Source organism: Gordonia sp. (in: high G+C Gram-positive bacteria), assembly GCF_047602025.1.
Taxonomy (GTDB): domain Bacteria; phylum Actinomycetota; class Actinomycetes; order Mycobacteriales; family Mycobacteriaceae; genus Gordonia.
Window position 1 is genome coordinate 489,724 of sequence record NZ_JASGII010000001.1, and the last position, 21,000, is coordinate 510,723.

A 21,000-nucleotide genomic window follows, 5' to 3' on the forward strand; every position below is an offset into this window, starting at 1 on the left:
CCCGTCACCGAGCGGCGGCCCGGACGTCGGCGTCCTCGTCGGCCCGCGCCAGGACCATCAATTCCGCGACATCGGGGCGCTCGACATGAGGGCGGAGCGTCTGCACCGCGGCCTTGCGGACATCGCCATGCGGATCGGAGACGGCTGACGCCAGGGCCTGTACGGATTCGTCCCCGGTGTCGACGACGAGGCCGACCGCGGCTCCCTTGCGAACCTGCCATGCCGGGTCGCGAAGCGCCTTCCGGAGCGTCGGTCCATCGATATCGGGATCGCCGATTTCGCCCAGGGCGGCAAGGGCGGCGGCGCGAACCAACGGGTCGGGGTCGGCGGCGAGCCGTCGAACCGCGTCGGCCTCTGCTCCGACGGTGGCGAGGCCGCCGGCGGCAACGACGCGGACCTCCCGGTTCACGTCACCGACCGCCCGCGCGATCTGCGGGGCGGCGTCCAGACTGACCAAGCCCCGTACCGACTCGATCCGCACCCGGTGGTGCTCGTCTTCGAGGAAGCGGTCGAACAGGGTTACGTCCCCGGCGCGCAGCGCGCGCAGCACGTCCAGCACTCCGGCGCGGACCAGTGGATCGGGTGAGTCGAGAGCGTTGCGCAGCGCCGTCGTGAACGAGGGCTCGCCGCCGAGGATTTCCACGAGCTCGCGCAGCGACTCGATGGCGACGCGTCTCACCCCCGAGTCGTGATCGGACAGGGCAGCGGCGAGCGCGTGCTCGAAGCCGTCCGGGGTCACCTCGGTCAGTGTGGCGACGGCAGTGCGACGGACGGTCGCGTCGGCGTCGTCGAGATAGTCCTGGAGGTCGGCAAGGCTCGGCGAATCGAGCGCCAGCAGTTCGGCGATCCGCGGTGACAGGGACTCTCCGGTCGCACTTTCGGCGGTCGCGGTCCGCCGCACCTCGACCTGGCCGGACGTTTCGCGCGGGGGGCCGGCAACGACCGGCGGTTGATCGATCGCGATGACGGAATCGTCGGCCGGAGGGATATGGCTCAGCTCGTCCACCGGCACCAGGTACGGCGCGACGGGTCGGCCCAAGAACACCATCTCGCCGCTCTCGTCCTTGCGGACGTTGAGGTGGTAGCCCCACTTCTCGTCGTCGCGCTCGGGGATGTCGTCGCGCTGGTGGTAGAGGCCCCACCTGCTCTCGGTGCGGGTCAGGGAGCTGCGGGCGGCGAGTTCGGCGCAGTCGCGGATGAAGTTGACCTCGGCGCAGCGCATCAGCTCGTGGGGTGTCCGCCCGCCCATGGCGGCGATCTCGTCTTTCATCCGCTCGAAGGTCTCGACGGCCAGCCCCAGCTTGGTCGACGTCTTGGGCGGTGCGACGTAGTCGTTCACGAACCTCCGCAACTTGTACTCCACCTGCGGCTGCGGCGGTCCGTCCGGGTTGCGAAGCGGTCGATAGATCAACTCGTGCGCGTCGGCGATCTGGTCGGCGGGGAGCTCGCCGGGCGCCTCGGTGTGCTGCGCACGATCGCTGGCATGCCGGCCGGTCAACTCGCCGTAGACGAACGCGCCGATCATGTAGTTGTGCGGCACACAGGCGAGGTCGCCGGCCGCATACAGGCCGTCAACCGTCGTCGCCCCGTTCTCGTCGACCCACACGCCGGATGCCGAATGGCCGCTGCAGAGGCCGATCTCCGAGATGTGCATCTCGATGTCGTGCGTCCGGTAGTCGTGTCCCCGGTTGGCGTGGAAGGTGCCCCGCGTCGGTCGCTCGGTGGTGTGCAGGATCGATTCGAGCGTGTCGAGGGTCTCGCCGGGGAGGTGTGACACCTTCAGGTAGATCGGGCCGCGGGCCGACTCGATCTCGCTGCGAACCTCACTCATCATGTCGCCGGACCAGTAGTCCGAGTCGACGAATCGGTCGCCGGCGGCGTTGACCTGGTACCCGCCGAACGGGTTGGCCACGTACGCGCAGGCCGGACCGTTGTAGTCCTTGATGAGCGGATTGATCTGGAAGCACTCGATCCCGCTGAGTTCGGCTCCGGCGTGGTACGCCATCGAATAGCCGTCACCGGCATTGGTCGGGTTCTCATACGTGCCGTAGAGATAGCCCGACGCCGGTAGACCCAACCGACCGCACGGGCCGGTGGCCAGGATCACCGACTTGGCGCCGACGACGTAGAACTCGCCCGTGCGGGTGTGCAGGGCGGCGGCGCCCACGGCGCGCCCACCATCGGTGAGCACGCGAACCGGCATCAAACGGTTCTCGATGGTGATGCGCTCGCGCATCTCCTTCCGTCGCAAGACGCGGTACAGGACCTTCTTGACGTCCTTGCCCTCCGGCATCGGCAGAACGTATGAGCCGGAACGGTGTACCCGACGCACCGCATACTCGCCGTGTTCGTCCTTTTCGAACTTGACGCCATACCGCTCCAAGCGGGAGATCATCGCGAACCCCCGCGTCGCGGTTTGGTAGACGGTCTTCTGGTTCACGATGCCGTCGTTCGCCCGCGTGATCTCGGCGACGTAGTCCTCGGGGGTCGCCTTGCCGGGTATGACCGCGTTGTTGACGCCGTCCATCCCCATCGCCAGCGCGCCCGAGTGACGCACATGGGCTTTGTCGAGCAACAGGACGTTGGCGCCGTTCTCGGCGGCGGTCAACGCCGCCATCGAGCCGGCGGTGCCGCCGCCGATCACGAGAACGTCGCAGTCGATCCGCTTGGCCGCCGACACGTCGGGTGCTGTGAACGCCTCGGTCATGCGATGGCCCTCGCTTCGGTGCCGGACAGCGCCGCCGCGATTGTCGCACGTGCGGCGGCGCGGTCGCCTTGGACGTGATTGACGTCCACGACGGAGCGCACGGGCTCACCGGCGCGGCCGAGGACGACGACGCGGTCGCCGAGCAACACGGCCTCGTCGATGTCATGGGTGACGAACACGACTGTGGCCGGGTGGGCGGCGAGGGTCCGCAACAGCAACTCCTGCATCGAGGCGCGCGTTTGGGCGTCGAGCGCACCGAACGGCTCGTCCATGAGGACGGCCCGGGGAGCGCCGGCCAGTCCGCGCGCGAGTTGGACGCGTTGCCGCATGCCGCCGGACAGCGTCTTGGGCAGGTGGTCGGCGAATCCGTCCAAGCCGATCTCACCGATCCAGGTCAACGCTTGCTCACGACGCCCGGCGCGTGGGACGCCGCGCAGCGCAAGGGCGAGTTCGATGTTGCGCCGAACCGTTCGCCAGGGGTGCAGCGCGTCCTCTTGGAACACCATGGCTCTGTCGCGCGAGGTGCCGCTGATCTCGTCGCCGTCGACGAGGACCCGGCCGGCGTCCAGTGGCCGGAGGCCGGCGAGGGCGCGGAGCAGCGTCGACTTTCCGCACCCGGACGGACCGGTCACGACGAGGATCTCGCCCGCCTCGATGTCCAGGCTGAGGTTGTCGATGATGGTCCGTTCGCCGTGCCGCAGCGTCAATTCGTCGATGGTCAGGGCAGTGCTCATCGGGTCTCCTCCCCGCGCGGAAGCCACCTGGTGACGCGGCGCCCGATCAACTCGATGGCGCCGGAGGTGAGGACCCCCAGTGCCGCGATCGTGAACATTCCGACGACGACACCGGGGTAGTCGACGACGGTGTAGGACTGCCAGGTCCGGTAGCCGACCCCGAGGTGACCGGAGATCATCTCGGCGGAGATGAGGCAGATCCAGGCGACGCCGATGCCGACCGACAGCCCACTGAAGACGCCGGGGGTGATGCCGGGCAGGATCACGCGCAGTACGACGTCGCGCCGGGTGCCGCCCATCGTGCGCACCGAGTCCTCCCAGATCGTCGGCAATGCGCGGACGGCGTGGCGGGTGGAGACCACGATGGGGAAGAAGGCGGCGACGAAGGTGATGAAGATGATCCCGGCCTCGTCGCTGGGGAACACGAGGATGGCGATCGGGACCAGCGCGATCGCGGGAATCGGCCGCGCGAGCTCGGTGAGCGTTCCCAGCGTGTCGGCCGCGACGGTCGAGCGCCCGAGCGCGATGCCGACGGGGATGCCGATCGCCGTCGCCAAGCCAAACCCCACGCCGATGCGCAGCAAGGATTGGCCCAAGTCCTGGTAGTACTGCGCGGTGTGCAGCCGTTGCCACCAGCTCGAGGCGACCTCGGTGGGGGCGGGGATGGTGTCGAAGTGCAGCCAGGCGACGACGTTGGCCCCGGCCAGCAGCTGCCACACGAGGAGGGCGACGACGATTGTCGAGACGCGGAGCAGGCGGCCGCGCCAAACGCGCTTGTGTCCGGCCGACGGGCGGCTGATGGGATCCGACTCGGCGTGGTTCTCGAGTGCGGCGGCGGCGCCACGGCCGATGGCGGTCGTGGTCATGAGCCGACTTCCTGGACGGCCCGGCTGTAGTCGACCGGCACGGCGGTCGGGTGTTGCTTGCGGTACTCCTGCGCGGAGTCGGCGGTCGTGAACGCCCGGAAATCGCCGCCGTCGCGCAGCCATACGGCGTGATCGGCGAACCAGCGGGTGCCGACTACCGGGTCGGTGATGTAGGCCGCCGTGATCGACTTGCCGGCCGCCCGCGCCGCTTTGACGAGCTTGAGGAGCTCGGTGGCGGAGGCGACCGTCGCCGTCTCGTCTCCCGAATACCAGACTTCGCTGTCGGCCTTCGACGCGTTGCCGGCGCGCGAGAGGAGCGCCGCGTAGTCTCCGCCGGTCGCCGTGACCGCTGCCTTGAGTGGTCCGTCGTTGATGAAGGTGCCGAGATCGACGGGGTTCGGGAACGAACCGATCGACTTCAGGTATGGGCGATCCCCGGCGAGAGCGTCGACGAGGGCCGGTTTGATCGCGGGGTTGAAGTCCGTGCCGCCCGGGCCGTTGTAGAGGTACACGACTTCTGCGGGCAATCCGCTCTCTTTCGAGACGAGCCGCGCGGCGGCGAGCGGGTCGCCGGCCAGGGCCTTCGTCGCATCGAGCTGTGCCTGCAGGAACGCCTTGATCACATCGGGGTGCTTGGCGACGTATTGGTTTCGCGCGATCACCCCGTGCAGGGTGGGGTAGCCGAGGCGTCCGCCGTCGTAGACGAGCTTGGCCTTCTTCTGGAAGACGAGCAGGCCCGGCCACGCGACGAACTGGGCGAGGGCGTCGACGCTGCCCGACTCGAGGGCCGAGGCGCCGACCTGGGGCTGCTGATTGCTGACGTTGACCGCGGATGCGGGGATGCCCGCCTGGTTGAGTCCGGCGAGCAGTGTTCCGTGCCCCGCGGAGCCCACGCTGGCCGACACCTTCTTGCCGCGCAGATCGCGCAGCGAGTTCACCGTCGAGTCGGGCTTGGCGATGACACTGTTGAGCGACCCCTTGGGAGACGAGCCCGTCACCGACAGGATCGAGGTGGCGGTCGCCGGGTTCGAGTTCGCCCGGGAACCGTTGATCAACAGCGGGTAGTCGCCCATCGAACCGATGTCGATCTTTCCGGCCACCATCCCCGTCGTGATCGGTGCGCCGGTGTCGTAGTCCTGCCACTCGACCTTGTAGCGCTTGCCGGCGAGTTCGCCGAGGCGCTTCTCGAAGTCGCCTCGGCTGCGCAAGAGCGTGCCGGCGGTCACGGTGTTGATCGTCTTGGACTGGTATCCGACGACCACCTTCTCGGTGTTCGCATCCTCGGTCGAGGAGCAGCCGGCGGCGACGGTGACCGCGGCAACGGCGGCGACGACAGTTGCGGCAGCGGAGACTGGGGTGCGCATCGAGCTTCCTGACGGTTGGTGGTTAGCGGAGGAGGTAGGGCATGTTCACGGTGACGGCACCGGTCGGGCAGCGGACGGCGCAGGGCCCGCAGTACCAGCACTCATCGACGTGCATGTAGGCCTTGCCGGTCTCCGGCTTGATGGCCAGCGAGTCGAGGGGGCACACCTCGACGCAGAGCGTGCAGCCGTCGATGCACAGTGATTCGTCGATGGTGACCGGAACATCGGCGCGGTTGTTGACGAGGCTCATCGGGCGTCTCCTTGATTCGTTTCGCGCAGGGCAGTGGCGTGGAGGGAGATTCGGTCGCCGCGCAACCGGATGTACTCGAGGTCGATCGGCCGCCGATCCGGGCCGAGGGAGGTCAGTCGCTCGAGGAGCAGGAGGGGTGAGCCGGTCGCTACCTCCAACGCAGCGGCCGAGTGCGCGTCGGCGGCGGCCGCGTTGATCGTGTGGTCCGCCGCCGCGAGGCGTTCCCCGGAAATCTCTTCCAGCAGGGCGAACACATCGGTGTGCTCCAGATCGTGGGTGATCAGGTCGATTCCGAGGTCCGGCACCAGGTAGGTCAGGTCCAGGCTGATCGGCTCGTCGTCGAGCATCCGTAAGCGCTCGATGTAGACCACATCGGAATCGGCGGCGAGCTGGAGGCGACGTGCGACCGCTCGGGGTGCGCGGACCAGCGTCGCGACGCGCACGTCGTTGCGCACCTCGCCGCTGGTGGACAGTGTCTCCTTGAGTCCCCGGAGTGCATCGAGGCCATGAGCAGCTTTGCGATTGACGACATGGGTGCCGGCACGGGGCGAGCGAGCGATGATCCCCTCGTCCCGAAGGATGGCCAGTGCGTCGCGGACGGCATTGCGCGACGCGTCGAATTCGGCGCCGAGTCTCCGCTCGTCCAGCGCACCCGTCAGCTCCCCGGCGTCGATCGCGCGCCGGAGCACATCGCTGATGACTCGTGCGTCCTCGGCGCGTCGGCGAGGACGCGGCGCGGCAGCACCGTTTGGTGGGCTGAACTGCATGGAATCGCAGCGTAATGAGGTGTCGCCCGTGGCGAATCAAGACAATTCCACGTCCGGGCGGGGCTATTGTCATTGCGCCATCTGCCGGAATCGCACCACCTTTATGACCTGCTGATTTGCCGGCTCGCAGCGCTATTGCGCCACCCTGCGAGCCGTTCGCGGAGTTGAACCCACCGCGCGCGAAATGCGCGATACTCCCCCTCGCCTAGACTGGGCGCGTGAGCCACCACGTCGACACCGTCGCGCATGCCGAGCAGACCCCCGACCAGCCGCAGCCGTTCACCGAGCTGGGACTGAAGGACGACGAGTACGCCCGGATCCGCGAGATCCTCGGCCGTCGGCCCACCGACGCCGAGCTGGCCATGTACTCGGTGATGTGGTCCGAGCACTGCAGCTACAAGTCGTCGAAAGTCCACCTGCGCTACTTCGGCGAGACCACGACCCCGGAGATGAAGTCGAAGATGCTGGCCGGCATCGGCGAGAACGCCGGCGTCGTCGACATCGGCGACGGCTGGGCGGTGACCTTCAAGGTCGAGTCGCACAACCACCCGTCGTACGTCGAGCCGTACCAGGGCGCGGCGACCGGCGTCGGCGGCATCGTCCGCGACATCATGGCCATGGGCGCCCGGCCGATCGCGGTGATGGACCAACTGCGCTTCGGCGCGGCCGACGCTCCTGACACCCGACGCGTCGTCGACGGCGTGGTGCGCGGCGTCGGCGGCTACGGCAACTCCCTCGGCCTGCCCAACATCGGCGGCGAGACCGTCTTCGACGAGAGCTACGCGGGCAACCCCCTCGTCAACGCGCTGTGCGCGGGCGTGCTGCGCGTCGAGGATCTGAAACTGGCCTTCGCCTCTGGCGCCGGCAACAAGATCATCCTGTTCGGCGCCCGGACCGGCCTCGACGGCATCGGCGGCGTCTCCGTGCTGGCGTCGGAGACCTTCGACGACTCCGGCGAGGACGGCCCGAGCCGCAAGAAGCTGCCGTCGGTGCAGGTCGGCGACCCGTTCACCGAGAAGGTGCTCATCGAGTGCTGTCTGGACCTCTACCGCGAGGACCTCGTCGTCGGCATCCAGGACCTCGGCGGCGCCGGGCTGTCCTGTGCGACGTCGGAATTGGCCGCGGCCGGTGACGGCGGCATGCACATCGATCTCGACAAGGTGCCCATGCGCGCCGAGGGCATGACCCCGGCCGAGGTGCTCTCCAGCGAGTCGCAGGAGCGCATGTGCGCGGTGGTGACCCCGGCGAACGTCGACAAGTTCATGGAGGTCTGCCGGCGCTGGGACGTCCTCGCCACCGTGATCGGCGAGGTCACCGACGGCGAGCACCTGGTGATCGACTGGCACGGCGAGACCGTCGTCGACGTGCCGCCGCGCACCGTCGCCCACCAGGGCCCGGTGTACGAGCGCCCGGTCCAGCGCCCGGACTGGCAGGACAAGGTCATCGCCGACACGAGCGCCGCGCTGCCGCGGCCGAAGTCCGGTGACGAACTGCGCGAGACGACGCTGAAGATGATCGCCTCGCCGGCGCTGTGCAGCCGCGCGTTCATCACCGAGCAGTACGACCGCTACGTCCGCGGCAACACCGTGCTCGCCGAACACGCCGACTCCGGCATGATCCGCATCGACGAGAAGACGGGCCGCGGCATCGCCCTGGCGACCGACGCGTCGGGCCGGTACACCTACCTCGACCCGTACCGCGGCGCACAGCTAGCGCTGGCCGAGGCGTACCGCAACGTCGCCGTCTCCGGTGCGACGCCGGTCGCCGTCACCAACTGCCTCAACTTCGGTTCGCCGGAGGACCCGGCGGTCATGTGGCAGTTCAGCCAGGCCGTCCGCGGCCTCGCCGACGGCTGTGCCCAATTGGGCATCCCGGTCACCGGCGGCAACGTCAGCTTCTACAACCAGACCGGCGCGACGCCGATCCTGCCGACGCCGGTCGTCGGGATCCTCGGCGTCATCGACGACGTCAAGCGCCGCATCCCGACCGGATTCGGCACCGAGCCGGGGGAGACGCTGATCCTGCTCGGCGAGACCCGCGACGAGTTCGACGGGTCGATCTGGGCGCAGGTCACCGCCGACCACCTCGGCGGCACGCCGCCGCAGGTCGATCTCGAGGCCGAGCGGCTGCTCGGCGAGATCATGGTCGCCGCCTCGCGCGACGGCCTGGTGTCCGCGGCCCACGACATCTCCGAGGGCGGCCTCATCCAGACCGTCGTCGAAGCCGCACTCGCCGGGGAGACCGGCTGCCGCATCATCCTGCCCGAGGGTGCCGACCCATTCGTCTGGCTGTTTTCCGAGTCCGCCGGCCGCGCACTGGTCGCGGTGCCGCGCACCGAGGAGTCGCGGTTCTGCTCGATGCTCGACGCGCGCTCGATGCCGTGGACGCGCATCGGCGTCGTCGACCAGGGTGCCGACGACGTCAGCGTGCAGGACCAGTTCGCCATCCCACTCGCCGAGCTTCGCGAGGTGCACGGCGCAACGCTGCCCAAGTTGTTCGCCGAGGGTCTGCACTCGGTCTAGGCGAGCGAGCATCCCCGTCCGTCGGATCGTCGACGAGGGTCGACATCGCGTTGGTAGTTTCCACGGATGACCCTGCTTCGCCAAGCCCGTCCGTTGACGCTGTTGCTGGTCGCCGTCGCCGGAGGCTTTGTCTTCGTCAAGTTCTCCGCGTGGGGCCTGGTGGCGCTCGTCGTCGCGTTCGGCTGCGGACTGTCCAGGTTGTGGATCGGCAGGGGTGACGGCCGTGGGTTCGGCCCGCTGCAGCTGCTGCAGGTCGTGGCGGTGGCGGCAATCCTGTTCGCGATGACGCGGCTGGAGGACTTCGGGACGTACGCGCCGCTGTATGCCGCTATCGCCATCCTCATGGGAGGGCTGGTCGCCCTGCTCTACCTCGCCGGCCTCGATACGGCGCTGCGCATCCGCAAGCGCAGAGCTCGCTGATCAAAGGCTCGCGTAGCCGAGCCGGGTGCATAGGCGTGCTTCGACGCCGGAAAAGTCGTGCGCGTCGGGCGTGGGCGGGTCCGGGTCGCCACTCGTGAACCGCGCGCGCAAGCGTCGGATGCTCTGGTGGGCGAGGTCTTCGGGGTGGTGGCTGTGGTTGATGCGCGGCCGGCCGAGGGTGCCGTCGCGACAGCGCAGCCGCCACTGCACGCGCCCGGCGTAGCGGCCGGTGCGCCGGTAGGTGGTTTCCCACTGGCCGGGCAGATCGCCGACGGCGCGGTTGTGGCGGCCGGAGGCGGCGGTCAGCTTGTCGATGTCGGTGTGCCCGCCCTTTGCCCAGTCGGGCAGGTGGTGGGCCTGGGTGAAGATGAACGGGGTGTCATCGTCGGGGGCGCTGGAGCCGCGGTCGCGGGCGAAGATCGCCAGCCGCTGCGCGAAGGTGGCCGACCGCTTGGACCGGCCGTGGTACAGGATCTCGCTGGTGTGGTTCTGGAAGACCACCAGCGAATGATCGGCGCGGGCGGCCAGTTCCACCAGATCGCGGATCGGCACGAGGGAGCCGGTCGTCGACACGGCGGTCCCGGCGCGCTTGACGACGTCGGCCAGGGGAGCGGTGAACACCAGCTGGGTGGCGATCCGGTTCGGCCTGCCCAAACCCTGGGGCCGATGATGAAGTCGCACATCGCCTCGAGGGCGTCATGGTTGCGCTGTTCGGGCGTTCGACGGTCGCGCTGCCGGGCGTCGGCCAGCTTCTCCTGGGATGCGTCATCGGACCCGACGTTCTCGGCCGAGCCGAACAGGCGGTGCTGCTCATCGTCGTCGCGGTTGTTCATGCCGGGCGCGGCCATGGACGCGAAGATCAACTCGATCTTCGCGCGCAGCGTCGGGGTCAGGCTGCCCAACAGCGCGGTCATCAGCTGCTGGTCCTGGCTGCCGAGCGACAGGCTGCGTCGGCGCTTGCGGTCCCGCTCGTCGCACAGTGCGCCGTCGGGGTCGAGGTAGGCCAACAAGCAGATCCCCGCCTTGCGCAACTCTTGCGGCGTCAAGTCGGTCGCCATGGCGGCCATGTCCCGCTCGGCCTGCTCGATCACCTCGACGGGCAGCTTGCGCGGGATCCGTCGGATCACCTCCCGGATCTCATCGACATGGGCGCCGCTGATCAAACCCCGAGCCACCGCCGCCGCGGTCGCCGGGAACTGGGGTTCACGGGTCTCGCCGGTCAAGCCGGTGAGCCGCGCGATCTTCTCGGCCCGCCGATACCGCTTCTTGGCCTCCGGTCGGCCCAGCCTCAGCCCCTTCGCCAACCACGTCATCGGATGTGTGAATCCCTCGCGGGCATAGGCGCAGCGATCGTTGATCTCGGTGAACAACTGCGCGTCGACGCCTTCCTGCGCCCGGCGCAGCTCCTCGAGGCCGCGCGCGTGCGCCAGCAGGTCCGCTTCGGTCTCGGCCGCCCACACTGCGCTCGTAAGTTCGTCAATCGCCTCGCGCGCCGCCGCCAACAGCACGGCAGGTGAATCCGTCGACGTCGGTGTGGTCATCGAATCCACCTCCTCACCTGGGATAACAACGTGTTGTTCCTATATCAACCACATTAGCTCGGGGGTCTGACAGAGATCGGCACCACGATGAGCCCGGCGTCCGTCGGCCAGCCGACGGCCGTCGAATCCGTTGTTAGGTTCTCGGCTGTCACCAGATCGTCAATCAAGGAGAGTCCGATGCACCCGAACTACGACACCCGGGCCGCCGAGTTGCAGACGCAGTACGCGCAGCAGTACCCGACGGTGGTGGGCTACCCCGCGCCCGACGTGAAGCCGACGTCCGCGCAGGCGGCCATCGTCCTCAGCTGGCTCGGCGTCCTGGCCAATGTGGTGGGCCTGTTGCTGCTGTTCCCCGCGATGGCCATCCTTGAGAAGGTCACCACCGGTGGCGGCTCGCTGACCGGCTACATCGTCGTGTCCGGTCTGGTGGGCCTCGTGTGCGCGGTGCTGCTGGGCATCGGCGCATCGGGTCTGTCTCGGCGCAAGGCGTCGGCCCGGCCCTTCATCGCGATCGCCTGTGTCCTCGTCGTCGCCAGCCAGATCTTCGGGATCATCATGACCGCGGGGATGACCGTCGACGTTGCCGGTGCCTCGACGCCGGTCAACACCGCCGGATCCGGGTTCGGCACGTTGATGGGCTGCGTCTTCCCCATCATCACCGTCGTGCTGACCTACTCCTCGTCGACGACGGAGTGGTTGCGTCGCGGCCTGGCCTGATCCGCGGCTAGGCTTGCCGCATATCGAGCCGCAGGCTCAGCACGACAACGCGAGGGAACCCCATGACCAACCCCGATCCGACCAACGCGGGTCAGCCCGATCCGGCGGCCCAGCAGGCACAACCGGACCAACCGGACCAACCGGTCTACCCGGCGCAGCCCGGTTACCCCGCGCAGCCGGCCTACCCGGCGCCCGCCGGTTACCCGGGGCAGCCCGGGGTCGACGCGGCCGCCTACGGCGCCCAGTACGGCTACCCCGGTCAGGCCTACGGCCAACCGTACGGGCCGCCGCCGGACAACAACATCGTGCTGCCGATCATCTCGACGGTCCTCGGCGTGCTGACGGTGTTCTGGTGCATCGGTATTGCCCCGCTGGTCCTCGGGATCATCGGGATCGTCAAGTCGAACTCGGTGAACACCCTCTGGTCGACCGGTGACCAGGCGGGTGCCGGGGTTGCGGCCGAGGACGCGAAGAAGTTCGGCCTGTGGGGCCTCATCTCCTTCGGCGCCCTCGTGGCCCTCGGCGTCATCCTCATCATCATCGCGGTGATCGCCTCGCCGAGCTGATCCACTGGCGACCTGCAGTTCGATTTTTCGAGGAAGGAACGGTGTTCGCGATGACGAACCCCAATGACCCCTACGGCCAGCAGCCGCAGCAGCCCTACGCCCCCGGTGCCGGGCAGCAGCCGTACGGCGCGCCCGGCCAAGCCCCCGGGCAGCCCGCGCCGGGCCAGCAGCCGCCCGTCTACGGCCAGCAGCCGCCCGTGTACGGCCAGCAGCCCGCCTACGGCCAGCCGGCGTACGCCCAGCAGCCCGCGTACGGTCAGCCGGGCTACGGACCCGGGTACGGCGCGCCCGGTCGCCCGGAGAACAACATGGTCATGGCCGTGATCGCGGTCCTGGTCTTTTGGCCGGTCGGACTGTTCGCGGTGCTGAAGGCGAACTCGGTGAACAAGCTGTGGGACATGGGCGACCAGGCGGGCGCGCACGCTGCCGCTGCCGAGGCCAAGAAGCTGTCGAAGATCACCTTCATCGTCGCCGCGATCTGGTGGGTGCTCTGCGTCCTCATCTTCGTGTTCATCATGGTGGCCGGCGCCGTCGCCGTGAACAACATGCCCACGTACTCGTACACGCCGACGTACTCCTACACCCCGACGTACACGTCTCCCTACTGATCGTCGAGCAGGCAGAACAGTCGTGACGAATCCCCAGGATCCCTACGGTCAGCAGTACGCGACGCCCGCTGCCCAGTCGTACCCGCAGCAGCCGTACCCGCAGTACCCGCCGCGCTACGCGCTGGGCCCGGCGCCGGACAGCAACATGTTGCTGCCGATCCTTGCGACGGTGGGGAGCATCGTCCTCTGTATGAACGTCCCGGCTCTCGTCCTGGGCATCATCGGCATCGTGAAGGCCGGCCAGGTCGAGACCCTGTGGGCCGCCGGCGACCAGGACGGTGCGCGCGAGGCGTCGATGTGGGCACGCAGGCTGGGCATGTGGGGTCTGATCGTCCTCGCCGCCATCACCGTGATCACCGCGATCATCGTCGTCGCGTACTTCGTGCTGAGCTGGAACATCGCCACCAGTTGACGCGAGGCGGAAAGCGCATTTCTGAAACGTGTTCTAGTTTGCTGCGCTAACCTCGGGCCATGACTCTTCGCGTCGTCGAATGGTCGACTGGAACGGTCGGCCGCCATGCCATTGAAGGAATCGATCGCCACCCCGAGTTGGAGCTCGTCGGTGTCTGGGTCTCCGATCCCGCGAAGGTCGGCAAGGACGCCGGCCGCCTCGCCGGGCTCGACCGCGACCTCGGCGTACTCGCGACCAATGACAAGCAGGCGCTGCTCGACCTGAAGCCGGACGCCATCGTCCACACGGCGATGACCGACGACCGCGTCTTCGACGCCATCAAGGACCTCACCGAGTTCGTCCGCGCCGGCGTCAACGTCGTGTCGTCGGGACCGGTGCTGCTGCAGTACCCGTTCGGCGTGGTGCCCGAGTCGGTCACCGACCCGATCATCGAGGCCGCCAAGGAGGGCGGGGCGAGCCTGCACGTCAACGGCATCGACCCCGGCTTCGCCAACGACGTCCTGCCGCTCGCCATGACCAGCCTCTCGCGCCGGATCGACGAGGTGCGCGTCGCTGAGATCGCCGACTACTCGACCTACTACCAGCCGGTGGTCAACTCGCAGATCTTCGGCTTCGGCCAGCCGATGGACCAGACGCCGATGCTGCTCAACCCCGGGGTCCTGTCCATGGGGTGGGGGTCGGTCGTGCGGCAGATCGCCGCCGGCCTGAACCTCACCCTCGACGAGCCGCTCGTCGAGCGCATCGAGGAGGTCGCCGCCGACCGCGACTTGGAGACCGTGTCGGGCGGTATCCCCAAGGGCACGCGCGGGGCACTGCACTTCCAGGTCGTCGGCCAGGTGAACGGCGTCGACCGCGTCATCCTCGAGCACTACACGCGCAACCACCCCGACCAGTGCCCGGAGTGGCCCAAACCGACCAACGGCGACGGCTGCTACCGCATCGACATCACCGGCGACCCGGTGATGAACGTCGAATTCGGCCACCACGGCGAGGACGGGGACCACAACGTCTCCGGCATGGTCGTCACCGCGATGCGCCTGATCAACGCGGTGCCCGCGGTCGTCGCCGCCGAGCCGGGCCTGATCACCGCCCTCGACCTCCCGCTGGTCACCGGTGCCGGCCTGGTCGACGGACAGAACCCCACGACGTAGTCGATTGGCCGACGCGACGCAGCCGCCGGGGCACAATGGCCCCGTGCATCCCGTCGTACTGCCGGTCCAGCCAATCCACCGCGGCCGCCCCGTCGCGCAATCGCGACCGTCGGGCTGGCCTGCGATTACCGCGATCGTCCTGGCCGATGGCGGTGCGGTGGTCGCGACCTACTGGGCGGTCATGGCGGTGCTGTCCTTCCGCGACGATCTTGAGGCCGGTCGACTGCTGCGGTACTCGTTCGCTTGGTCCGTCGCGTTGACCGGGACCGCATCGTTGCTGGCCGTCGGCGCCACCTTGATGGTGCGCCGCAAAGCGATCGGGCGGCCCCTGGTGGTCCTGGGGAGCTGCGCCGCGGTCGTGGTCGCAGCCGTCACGATCGTTGTGGCCCTGCGAGCGCTTGGCGAGATCGACGTGTCACAGGATCCGGGGAGCGACCTCCCGAACCCGGCGGGCATGGTCGCCGCGGGCGCCGTCGTCGTCGTGGTGCTCGCAGTCGGCGCGGTCATACTGCCCGCGCTGCTGACCGCTCTGCTGACGCTCCTCCCGTCGACGAAGCGCTGGCTCACCCGGCCTAAGATCTGAGGTCGTGGCCACCCCGACAGTCGACCCCGCGCAGTGCCGTGCCGCGGTGGAAGCCGTCGCCGCCTGGCTGGCTGATGACACCGTCGACGCACCGCCCCGCCCTTCCCTGGCGACGGCGGTCCGCCTGACCGCCCGAACCCTCCCGCAACTCGCCCCGGGCAACTCGGTCGAAGTGCGGGTGCCCCCGTTCGTCGCCGTCCAATGCATCGAGGGACCGCGACACACCCGCGGCACCCCGCCCAACGTCGTCGAGACCGACCCGCGCACGTGGCTCCTGCTCGCCACCGGCCTGACCAGCTTGGATGAGGCGCTCGCGGCCGGGACGATCGACGTTTCCGGGTCGCGCGCCGACGAGGTCGCCGACTTGTTGCCCATCACACCCCTCAAGATTCGTTGATCACGCCGAATGGGCCGTAGACTGGAAGAGCCCTCACCGACGACTCACCGGAGCGCTTAGTGACCGAACCGTCGATCCATTCGCCCAACCTCCTCGCCGACGCCGCAGCGCCGTCGGCGTGCGCACGAGCGAAGCAGGATGCGGTGATCCAGCCCGACAACGAGCCCCGCGAGGAATGTGGCGTATTCGGTGTCTGGGCCCCCGGCGAGGACGTCGCCAAACTCAGCTACTACGGCCTCTACGCCCTGCAGCACCGCGGCCAGGAGGCCGCCGGCATCGCGGTCGGCGACGGCGCCCAGGTCATCGTCTTCAAGGACCTCGGACTCGTCAGCCAGGTCTTCGACGAGCAGACGATGGCGTCGATGGTCGGCCACGTCGCGATCGGCCACTGCCGCTATTCGACGACGGGCAGCACCACCTGGGAGAACTCCCAGCCGATCTTCCGCACCACCCCGGCGGGCACCGGTGTCGCGCTCGGCCACAACGGCAACCTGGTCAACACCGCCGAACTCGCGTCGAAGGCCCACGACCTCGGGCTCGATAGCAGCGGGGGAGCGACGTCGGACTCCGACGTCGTCGGCGCCCTGCTCGCCCACGGTGCCGCCGACAAGACCCTGGAGCAGGCCGCGCTCGACCTGCTGCCCGAACTCGAGGGCGCGTTCTGCCTCACCTTCATGGACGAGAACACGCTGTACGCCGCCCGCGACCCGCACGGCATCCGCCCGCTGTCGCTGGGCCGGCTCGACCGCGGTTGGGTCGTCGCGTCCGAGACCGCCGCGTTCGACATCGTCGGCGCCTCCTTCGTCCGCGACATCGAGCCCGGTGAACTCCTGGCGATCGACGCCGACGGCGTGCGGTCGACGCACTTCGCCGAGCCGACGCCCAAGGGCTGCATCTTCGAGTACGTCTACCTGGCGCGGCCGGACAGCGTCATCAACGGCCGCACCGTGAACTCGGCCCGCGTCGAGATCGGCCGCCGCCTGGCCCGCGAGCACCCCGTCGACGGCGACCTGGTGATCCCGGTCCCCGAGTCGGGCACGCCCGCCGCCGTCGGCTACGCCCAGGAATCGGGCATCCCCTACGGCCAGGGCCTGATGAAGAACGCCTACGTCGGCCGCACCTTCATCCAGCCGTCGCAGACCATCCGCCAGCTCGGCATCCGGCTCAAGCTGAACCCGCTGCGCGAGGTCATCCGCGGCAAGCGCCTCATCGTCGTCGACGACTCGATCGTCCGCGGCAACACCCAGCGCGCCCTGATCCGCATGCTCCGCGAGGCCGGCGCCGCGGAGGTGCACGTGCGCATCGCGTCGTCGCCGGTGCGCTGGCCGTGCTTCTACGGCATCGACTTCGCCTCGCCTGCCGAGCTCATCGCCAACGGCATGGACGCCGACGAGCCGGAGGCCATGGTCGAGGGCGTGCGGCAGGCGATCGGCGCCGACAGCCTCGGCTACATCTCCATCGACGAGATGGTCGCGGCCACCGACCAGCCCGACTCCGAGCTGTGCAAGGCCTGCTTCGACGGCGATTACCCGATCGCCCTGCCCACCGAGACCGCCATGGGCAAGGCCGTCCTCGAGTCGCTGCGCGGAGCCACCGGCATCGACCCGCTGACCGTCGAAAACGACAACGTCAGCGCCGTGATGCGGCCCTGACGCCGTCGGGTAGCGTAGAGCCCGTTCCCCCTCGTATCCGCAGGAGTTCCGCCATGTCCAAAAGCGAGTCGGCCCGCCCCAAGAAGGCGTCGTATGCCGCCGCGGGCGTCGATATCGACGCCGGCGAACGCGCGGTGGACCTGATCGCCCCGCACGCCAAGCGGGCCAGCCGCCCCGAGGTCCTCGGCGGTATCGGCGGATTCGCCGGACTCTTCGCCCTCAAGGGCGACTACCGCGAGCCCCTGCTCGCCGCCTCCAGCGACGGAGTCGGCACCAAGTTGGCCGTCGCGCAGGCCCTCGGCAAGCACGACACCATCGGTCGCGACCTGGTCGCCATGGTCGTCGACGACCTCGTCGTGTGCGGTGCCGAGCCGCTGTTCCTGCAGGACTACATCGCCATCGGCAAGGTCGTCCCGGAGACCATCGAGGAAATCGTCAAGGGCATCGCCGACGGCTGCGTCGACGCCGGGTGCGCGCTGCTCGGCGGCGAGACGGCCGAGCACCCCGGTCTGATGGAGGACGGCCACTACGACATCTCCGCGACCGGCGTCGGCGTGGTCGAGGCCGACGCGGTCCTGTCCGCCGACCGCGTGCGCCCCGGCGACGTCGTCATCGCGATGGGTTCGTCGGGCCTGCACTCCAACGGCTACTCGTTGGCCCGCAAGGTCCTGCTCGACTGGGGCCACATGGACCTGACCGGCCACGTCGAAGAGCTCGACCGCACCCTCGGCGAGGAACTGCTCGAGCCGACCCGGATCTACGCCCGCGACTGCCTGGCGCTGATCGCCGAGGCCGACGTGCGGACCTTCGCCCACGTCACCGGCGGCGGGCTGGCCGACAACCTCTCGCGGGTGCTGCCGCCCGGCGTCATCGCCGAGCTCGACCGCTCCACCTGGACCCCGGCGCCGATCTTCGCCCTCATCGCCCAGCGCGGCCGCGTCGAGCGCGAGGAGATGGAGCGCACCTTCAACATGGGCGTCGGCATGGTCGCCATCGTCGCCCCCGAGGACACCGACCGCGCGCAGGCCGTCCTCACCGCGCGCCACGTCGACAACTGGGTGCTGGGCACCATCAAGGCCGGCGGCAGCCGCAAGGCCAAGACCGGTGTCGCCACCCTCGACGGCGAACACCCGCGCTTCTAGCCGTTCCGGCTTCAGGCAGCACAAAACACGGGCTCACGCCCGTGTTTGTGGATGATGTGGTGCGAACCCGACGCGAGGCGTCAGGCGTGCTTCCATTCCTCTTCGTCGACCCAGTTGTCCACCGGGTCGGCCTGGGGGAGGTCATCGCCAGCGAGCTCGCGCTGCAGCCTCTCCAGATCGGTCTGGGGCGTCGAGTACTTCAGTTGACGAGCAACCTTCGTCTGCTTTGCTTTTGCCCGGCCGCGGCCCATTTGGGACCCCCTCGCACACTGCCGGGGCGGCCACAATCCGCTGGTGGCGGCCCCGTGCTCATTTTGTAGGAATGTTCGTGGGTCCCAGTCTAGCGCGTACCGCGACATAATGCGGGCACGGGGCGCTCGGCGCGCGTCAGTCCCGTTTGCGCAGCTTCTCCACCGCTTCGCGGCCCGCCTGACGGTGGCCGTCGGCGACGATCGAGTCGGGGTCGACGCGCGCGGCGACGGACTGGTCGTCGACGGTGACGGCGAGGTCCGCGGTCTCGTCCACCCCCCGCTTCACCAGGGCCAGGGCGATCGGTCCGAACTCGAAATGGTCGACGACGGTGCCGACGCGGCCGACGGTCCGCCCGCCCGCGGTCACGGGCGCGCCCGGTTCGGGGCGGGCGTCGGCGGCGCCATCGAGGTGCAGCAGCACCAGGTGCCGCGGCGACTTCCCCAGGTTGTGCACGCGCGCGACCGTCTCCTGGCCGCGGTAGCAGCCCTTGTCGAGGTGCACCGCGCCCTGCTCGTCGCGGGCGCCGATCCAGTGCACCTCGTGCGGAATCGCGCGGTCGTCGGTGTCGACGTGGACGAGCGGACGTCGGGCGGCCACGCGGTGTGCGTGATACGCCCAGGTGCCGGCCATCGTCGCGCCGGCCTCGACCAGCGCGTGCCAGCGCTGCTGTGCCTCGGCCTCCGGCACCACGAGATCGACGACGGGAAGCTCGCGCTGTTCGCCGATCGGCGGCATGATCCGCCAGAAGCCCAGCGGTTCGTCGTCGTGGTGCAGTTCGGGTAGATCACCGGCGTCGTAGACCTGCGCGCCGTCGCGGATCTCGAGGAGCTCGTCGATCTCCCGGCTGCGGGGCCCGACGAGGGTCAGCACGCACATGTCGGGCCGCGCGACGGGTTCGGCCTTGGCCCAGAACACCATCTTCTGCAGGAAGTCGACGAGGCCGGGGCCGCGCGGGCCGGGTGTGTCGATCCAGGTGACCTCGTCGATGTCGGTGAGGACGAAGTGCTCCTCGATCCGGCCGTTCAGGTCGAGCGAGAGGTTCTCGGCGCTCGTGCGGTCGGGCAGGTCGGCGACGAACTGGCTGGAGATCGTGTGCAGCCAGGTGAGGCGTTCGGGGCCGGCGATCTCCAGCACGAAGCGGTCGGAGCGGTCGACGAGGATCGCGCCGGTGGTCGCGGCGCGCTGCTCGCCGAGCGGATCGCCGTAGTGCCACGCGACCTTCCGCGAATCCGGGCCGTGCCCGTAGACGCCGTCCGGCTCGGCGACGGCGCCGCTGCTCTGCGCGTCGAGGTGGCTGGTGAGGATGACCGATTGGCTCACGCTTCCAGCCTACGTCGTAACCTTGCGGCCATGGCGACTCCAATTCTCTTCGACCTGCGCCGCGGGCGGCTCGACCCGCAGCAGCCGGTCGTGACCGCCGACGATCTGTCCGTCGTCCGCGGTGACGGCATCTTCGAGACGCTGCTGGTCCGCCACGGGCGGGTGTGCAACCTCGACCGGCACCTGGAGCGCTTCGGCGCGGGAGCCGCGCGCATGGAACTGCCGACACCCGTGTCCGCGGACTGGGCCGCCGCCGCGCACGCCGCGGCCGCGACGTGGAGCGCCGAGAACGACGACGCCGAGGGACTGCTTCGGCTGGTCTACACCCGCGGTCGCGAGTCCGCGCCCGCCACCGACGACGCGCCGGAGCGCGCGACGGCGCTGGTGATGGTCGGACCGGTGGGGCCGGCCGCAGCGCGCGCCCGGGCCGACGGGGTGTCCGCGTGCCTGCTCGACCGCGGTTACCCGTCGGACTTCGCCGCAACGGCCCCGTGGCAGCTCATCGGGGTCAAGACGCTGAGCTATGCGACGAACATGGCCGCGTTGCGCCACGCGGCCGCGAACGGTTTCGACGACGTCGTCTACACGTCGTCGGACGGAATGGTGCTGGAAGGCCCGCGCTCGAGCGTCGTCACGGTGACCGGTCGCAGTCTGCGCACCCCGCCCGCCGACGTCGGCATCCTGCCCGGCACCACCGTCGCCGCCATCTTCGCGCGGGCGCAGTCGGAGGGCTGGGACGTCGACTACACCCCGCTGACCCCCGACGACCTGCGCGGCGCCGACTCGGTGTGGCTGTGCTCCTCGGTGACCGTCGCCGCGCGCATCGTCCGCCTCGACGACGTCGAATTGCGTCGCGACCGGGATGACGCGGTGGCTGCAAGATTCGCCGATCTGGCGTCGCGCGCAGTTGTGCTTGCCTAGCCTGCGTGATCAGCGACACCCCGCAACAGGGACTGGAGTCCCTTGTCCAACTACATAGCGCGGCATACGTTTGACGCGGCTACTATCTGCGGTAGTAGCCGACCAGCC

The 21,000-nt window shown here is 69.2% G+C and carries 21 protein-coding genes and 1 pseudogene; 12 read left to right on the forward strand and 10 right to left on the reverse strand.

The window, feature by feature from the left end:
- Window positions 1-4: 4 nt before the first annotated feature.
- The 6 genes from QM728_RS02460 to QM728_RS02485 are packed head-to-tail and all read right to left on the reverse strand — an operon-like array spanning window position 5 to window position 6,688.
- Entirely contained in the window at window positions 5-2,707 is a 2,703-nt protein-coding gene (locus tag QM728_RS02460) for a fumarate reductase/succinate dehydrogenase flavoprotein subunit (RefSeq protein ID WP_415030467.1), read from the reverse strand.
- On the reverse strand, window positions 2,704-3,441 hold the full coding sequence (locus tag QM728_RS02465; protein ID WP_415030468.1) for an ABC transporter ATP-binding protein: 738 nt from the start codon (window positions 3,439-3,441) through the stop codon (window positions 2,704-2,706). Before QM728_RS02465 ends, QM728_RS02460 begins: the two co-directional genes overlap by 4 nt.
- On the reverse strand, window positions 3,438-4,307 hold the full coding sequence (locus QM728_RS02470) for an ABC transporter permease (RefSeq protein ID WP_415030469.1): 870 nt from the start codon (window positions 4,305-4,307) through the stop codon (window positions 3,438-3,440). Before QM728_RS02470 ends, QM728_RS02465 begins: the two co-directional genes overlap by 4 nt.
- The gene (locus QM728_RS02475; protein WP_415030470.1) at window positions 4,304-5,671 is read right to left on the reverse strand and encodes an ABC transporter substrate-binding protein; all 1,368 of its coding nucleotides are present in this window, start codon (window positions 5,669-5,671) and stop codon (window positions 4,304-4,306) included. The genes QM728_RS02470 and QM728_RS02475 overlap by 4 nt, the downstream gene beginning before the upstream one ends.
- Before the next feature lie 22 nt (window positions 5,672-5,693).
- Window positions 5,694-5,921, reverse strand: coding sequence for a ferredoxin family protein (locus QM728_RS02480; RefSeq protein WP_415030471.1), 228 nt, complete (start codon window positions 5,919-5,921; stop codon window positions 5,694-5,696).
- Window positions 5,918-6,688, reverse strand: a complete 771-nt coding sequence (locus tag QM728_RS02485) for a GntR family transcriptional regulator (protein ID WP_415030472.1) — start codon at window positions 6,686-6,688, stop codon at window positions 5,918-5,920. The genes QM728_RS02480 and QM728_RS02485 overlap by 4 nt, the downstream gene beginning before the upstream one ends.
- Window positions 6,689-6,906: 218 nt before the next feature.
- On the opposite strand from QM728_RS02485, the gene purL reads away from it, so the two are divergent.
- Together purL and QM728_RS02495 are read left to right on the forward strand one after the other, a co-directional pair.
- Window positions 6,907-9,210 (forward strand): phosphoribosylformylglycinamidine synthase subunit PurL, encoded by a 2,304-nt coding sequence (purL, locus tag QM728_RS02490; RefSeq protein WP_415030473.1) that lies wholly within the window; start codon window positions 6,907-6,909, stop codon window positions 9,208-9,210.
- 66 nt (window positions 9,211-9,276) lie between these two features.
- Window positions 9,277-9,630, forward strand: a complete 354-nt coding sequence (locus QM728_RS02495) for a hypothetical protein (protein ID WP_415030474.1) — start codon at window positions 9,277-9,279, stop codon at window positions 9,628-9,630.
- On the opposite strand, the gene QM728_RS02500 is transcribed toward QM728_RS02495, so the two are convergent.
- Entirely contained in the window at window positions 9,631-10,284 is a 654-nt protein-coding gene (locus QM728_RS02500) for a DUF222 domain-containing protein (protein WP_415030475.1), read from the reverse strand.
- 83 nt (window positions 10,285-10,367) lie between these two features.
- Window positions 10,368-11,171, reverse strand: a pseudogene (locus QM728_RS02505) (DUF222 domain-containing protein); the annotation flags it as partial.
- 177 nt (window positions 11,172-11,348) lie between these two features.
- Between QM728_RS02505 and QM728_RS02510 the strand changes: the two are divergent.
- The 9 genes from QM728_RS02510 to purM all read left to right on the forward strand — a co-directional run bounded on the left by QM728_RS02510 (window position 11,349) and on the right by purM (window position 18,399).
- On the forward strand, window positions 11,349-11,888 hold the full coding sequence (locus tag QM728_RS02510) for a hypothetical protein (protein WP_415030476.1): 540 nt from the start codon (window positions 11,349-11,351) through the stop codon (window positions 11,886-11,888).
- 62 nt (window positions 11,889-11,950) lie between these two features.
- Window positions 11,951-12,454, forward strand: a complete 504-nt coding sequence (locus tag QM728_RS02515) for a CD225/dispanin family protein (protein ID WP_415030477.1) — start codon at window positions 11,951-11,953, stop codon at window positions 12,452-12,454.
- A gap of 50 nt (window positions 12,455-12,504) precedes the next feature.
- Window positions 12,505-13,062, forward strand: coding sequence for a CD225/dispanin family protein (locus QM728_RS02520; RefSeq protein WP_415030478.1), 558 nt, complete (start codon window positions 12,505-12,507; stop codon window positions 13,060-13,062).
- 22 nt (window positions 13,063-13,084) lie between these two features.
- Complete coding sequence (locus QM728_RS02525) at window positions 13,085-13,474, forward strand: CD225/dispanin family protein (protein WP_415030479.1); 390 nt, start codon at window positions 13,085-13,087, stop codon at window positions 13,472-13,474.
- Between the two features lie 59 nt (window positions 13,475-13,533).
- Window positions 13,534-14,625 carry a diacylglycerol kinase gene (locus tag QM728_RS02530; RefSeq protein ID WP_415030480.1) on the forward strand — a complete coding sequence of 364 codons (1,092 nt, stop codon included), beginning with the start codon at window positions 13,534-13,536 and terminating at the stop codon, window positions 14,623-14,625.
- Window positions 14,626-14,668: 43 nt separating this feature from the next.
- The gene (locus QM728_RS02535) at window positions 14,669-15,208 is read left to right on the forward strand and encodes a hypothetical protein (protein ID WP_415030481.1); all 540 of its coding nucleotides are present in this window, start codon (window positions 14,669-14,671) and stop codon (window positions 15,206-15,208) included.
- Between the two features lie 4 nt (window positions 15,209-15,212).
- Entirely contained in the window at window positions 15,213-15,605 is a 393-nt protein-coding gene (locus tag QM728_RS02540) for a sterol carrier family protein (RefSeq protein ID WP_415030482.1), read from the forward strand.
- 59 nt (window positions 15,606-15,664) lie between these two features.
- Entirely contained in the window at window positions 15,665-17,257 is a 1,593-nt protein-coding gene (gene purF / locus QM728_RS02545; RefSeq protein WP_415030483.1) for an amidophosphoribosyltransferase, read from the forward strand.
- A 53-nt stretch (window positions 17,258-17,310) separates the two neighbouring features.
- The gene (gene purM, locus QM728_RS02550) at window positions 17,311-18,399 is read left to right on the forward strand and encodes a phosphoribosylformylglycinamidine cyclo-ligase (protein ID WP_415030484.1); all 1,089 of its coding nucleotides are present in this window, start codon (window positions 17,311-17,313) and stop codon (window positions 18,397-18,399) included.
- Window positions 18,400-18,479: 80 nt separating this feature from the next.
- Here purM and QM728_RS02555 read toward each other — a convergent pair whose 3' ends face one another.
- Entirely contained in the window at window positions 18,480-18,650 is a 171-nt protein-coding gene (locus QM728_RS02555) for a DUF3073 domain-containing protein (RefSeq protein WP_415030485.1), read from the reverse strand.
- A 136-nt stretch (window positions 18,651-18,786) separates the two neighbouring features.
- The gene (locus tag QM728_RS02560; protein WP_415030486.1) at window positions 18,787-19,971 is read right to left on the reverse strand and encodes a YgfZ/GcvT domain-containing protein; all 1,185 of its coding nucleotides are present in this window, start codon (window positions 19,969-19,971) and stop codon (window positions 18,787-18,789) included.
- Window positions 19,972-20,001: 30 nt separating this feature from the next.
- Between QM728_RS02560 and QM728_RS02565 the strand changes: the two genes are divergently transcribed.
- Window positions 20,002-20,892 carry an aminodeoxychorismate lyase gene (locus QM728_RS02565; RefSeq protein ID WP_415030487.1) on the forward strand — a complete coding sequence of 297 codons (891 nt, stop codon included), beginning with the start codon at window positions 20,002-20,004 and terminating at the stop codon, window positions 20,890-20,892.
- Window positions 20,893-21,000 lie beyond the last annotated feature (108 nt).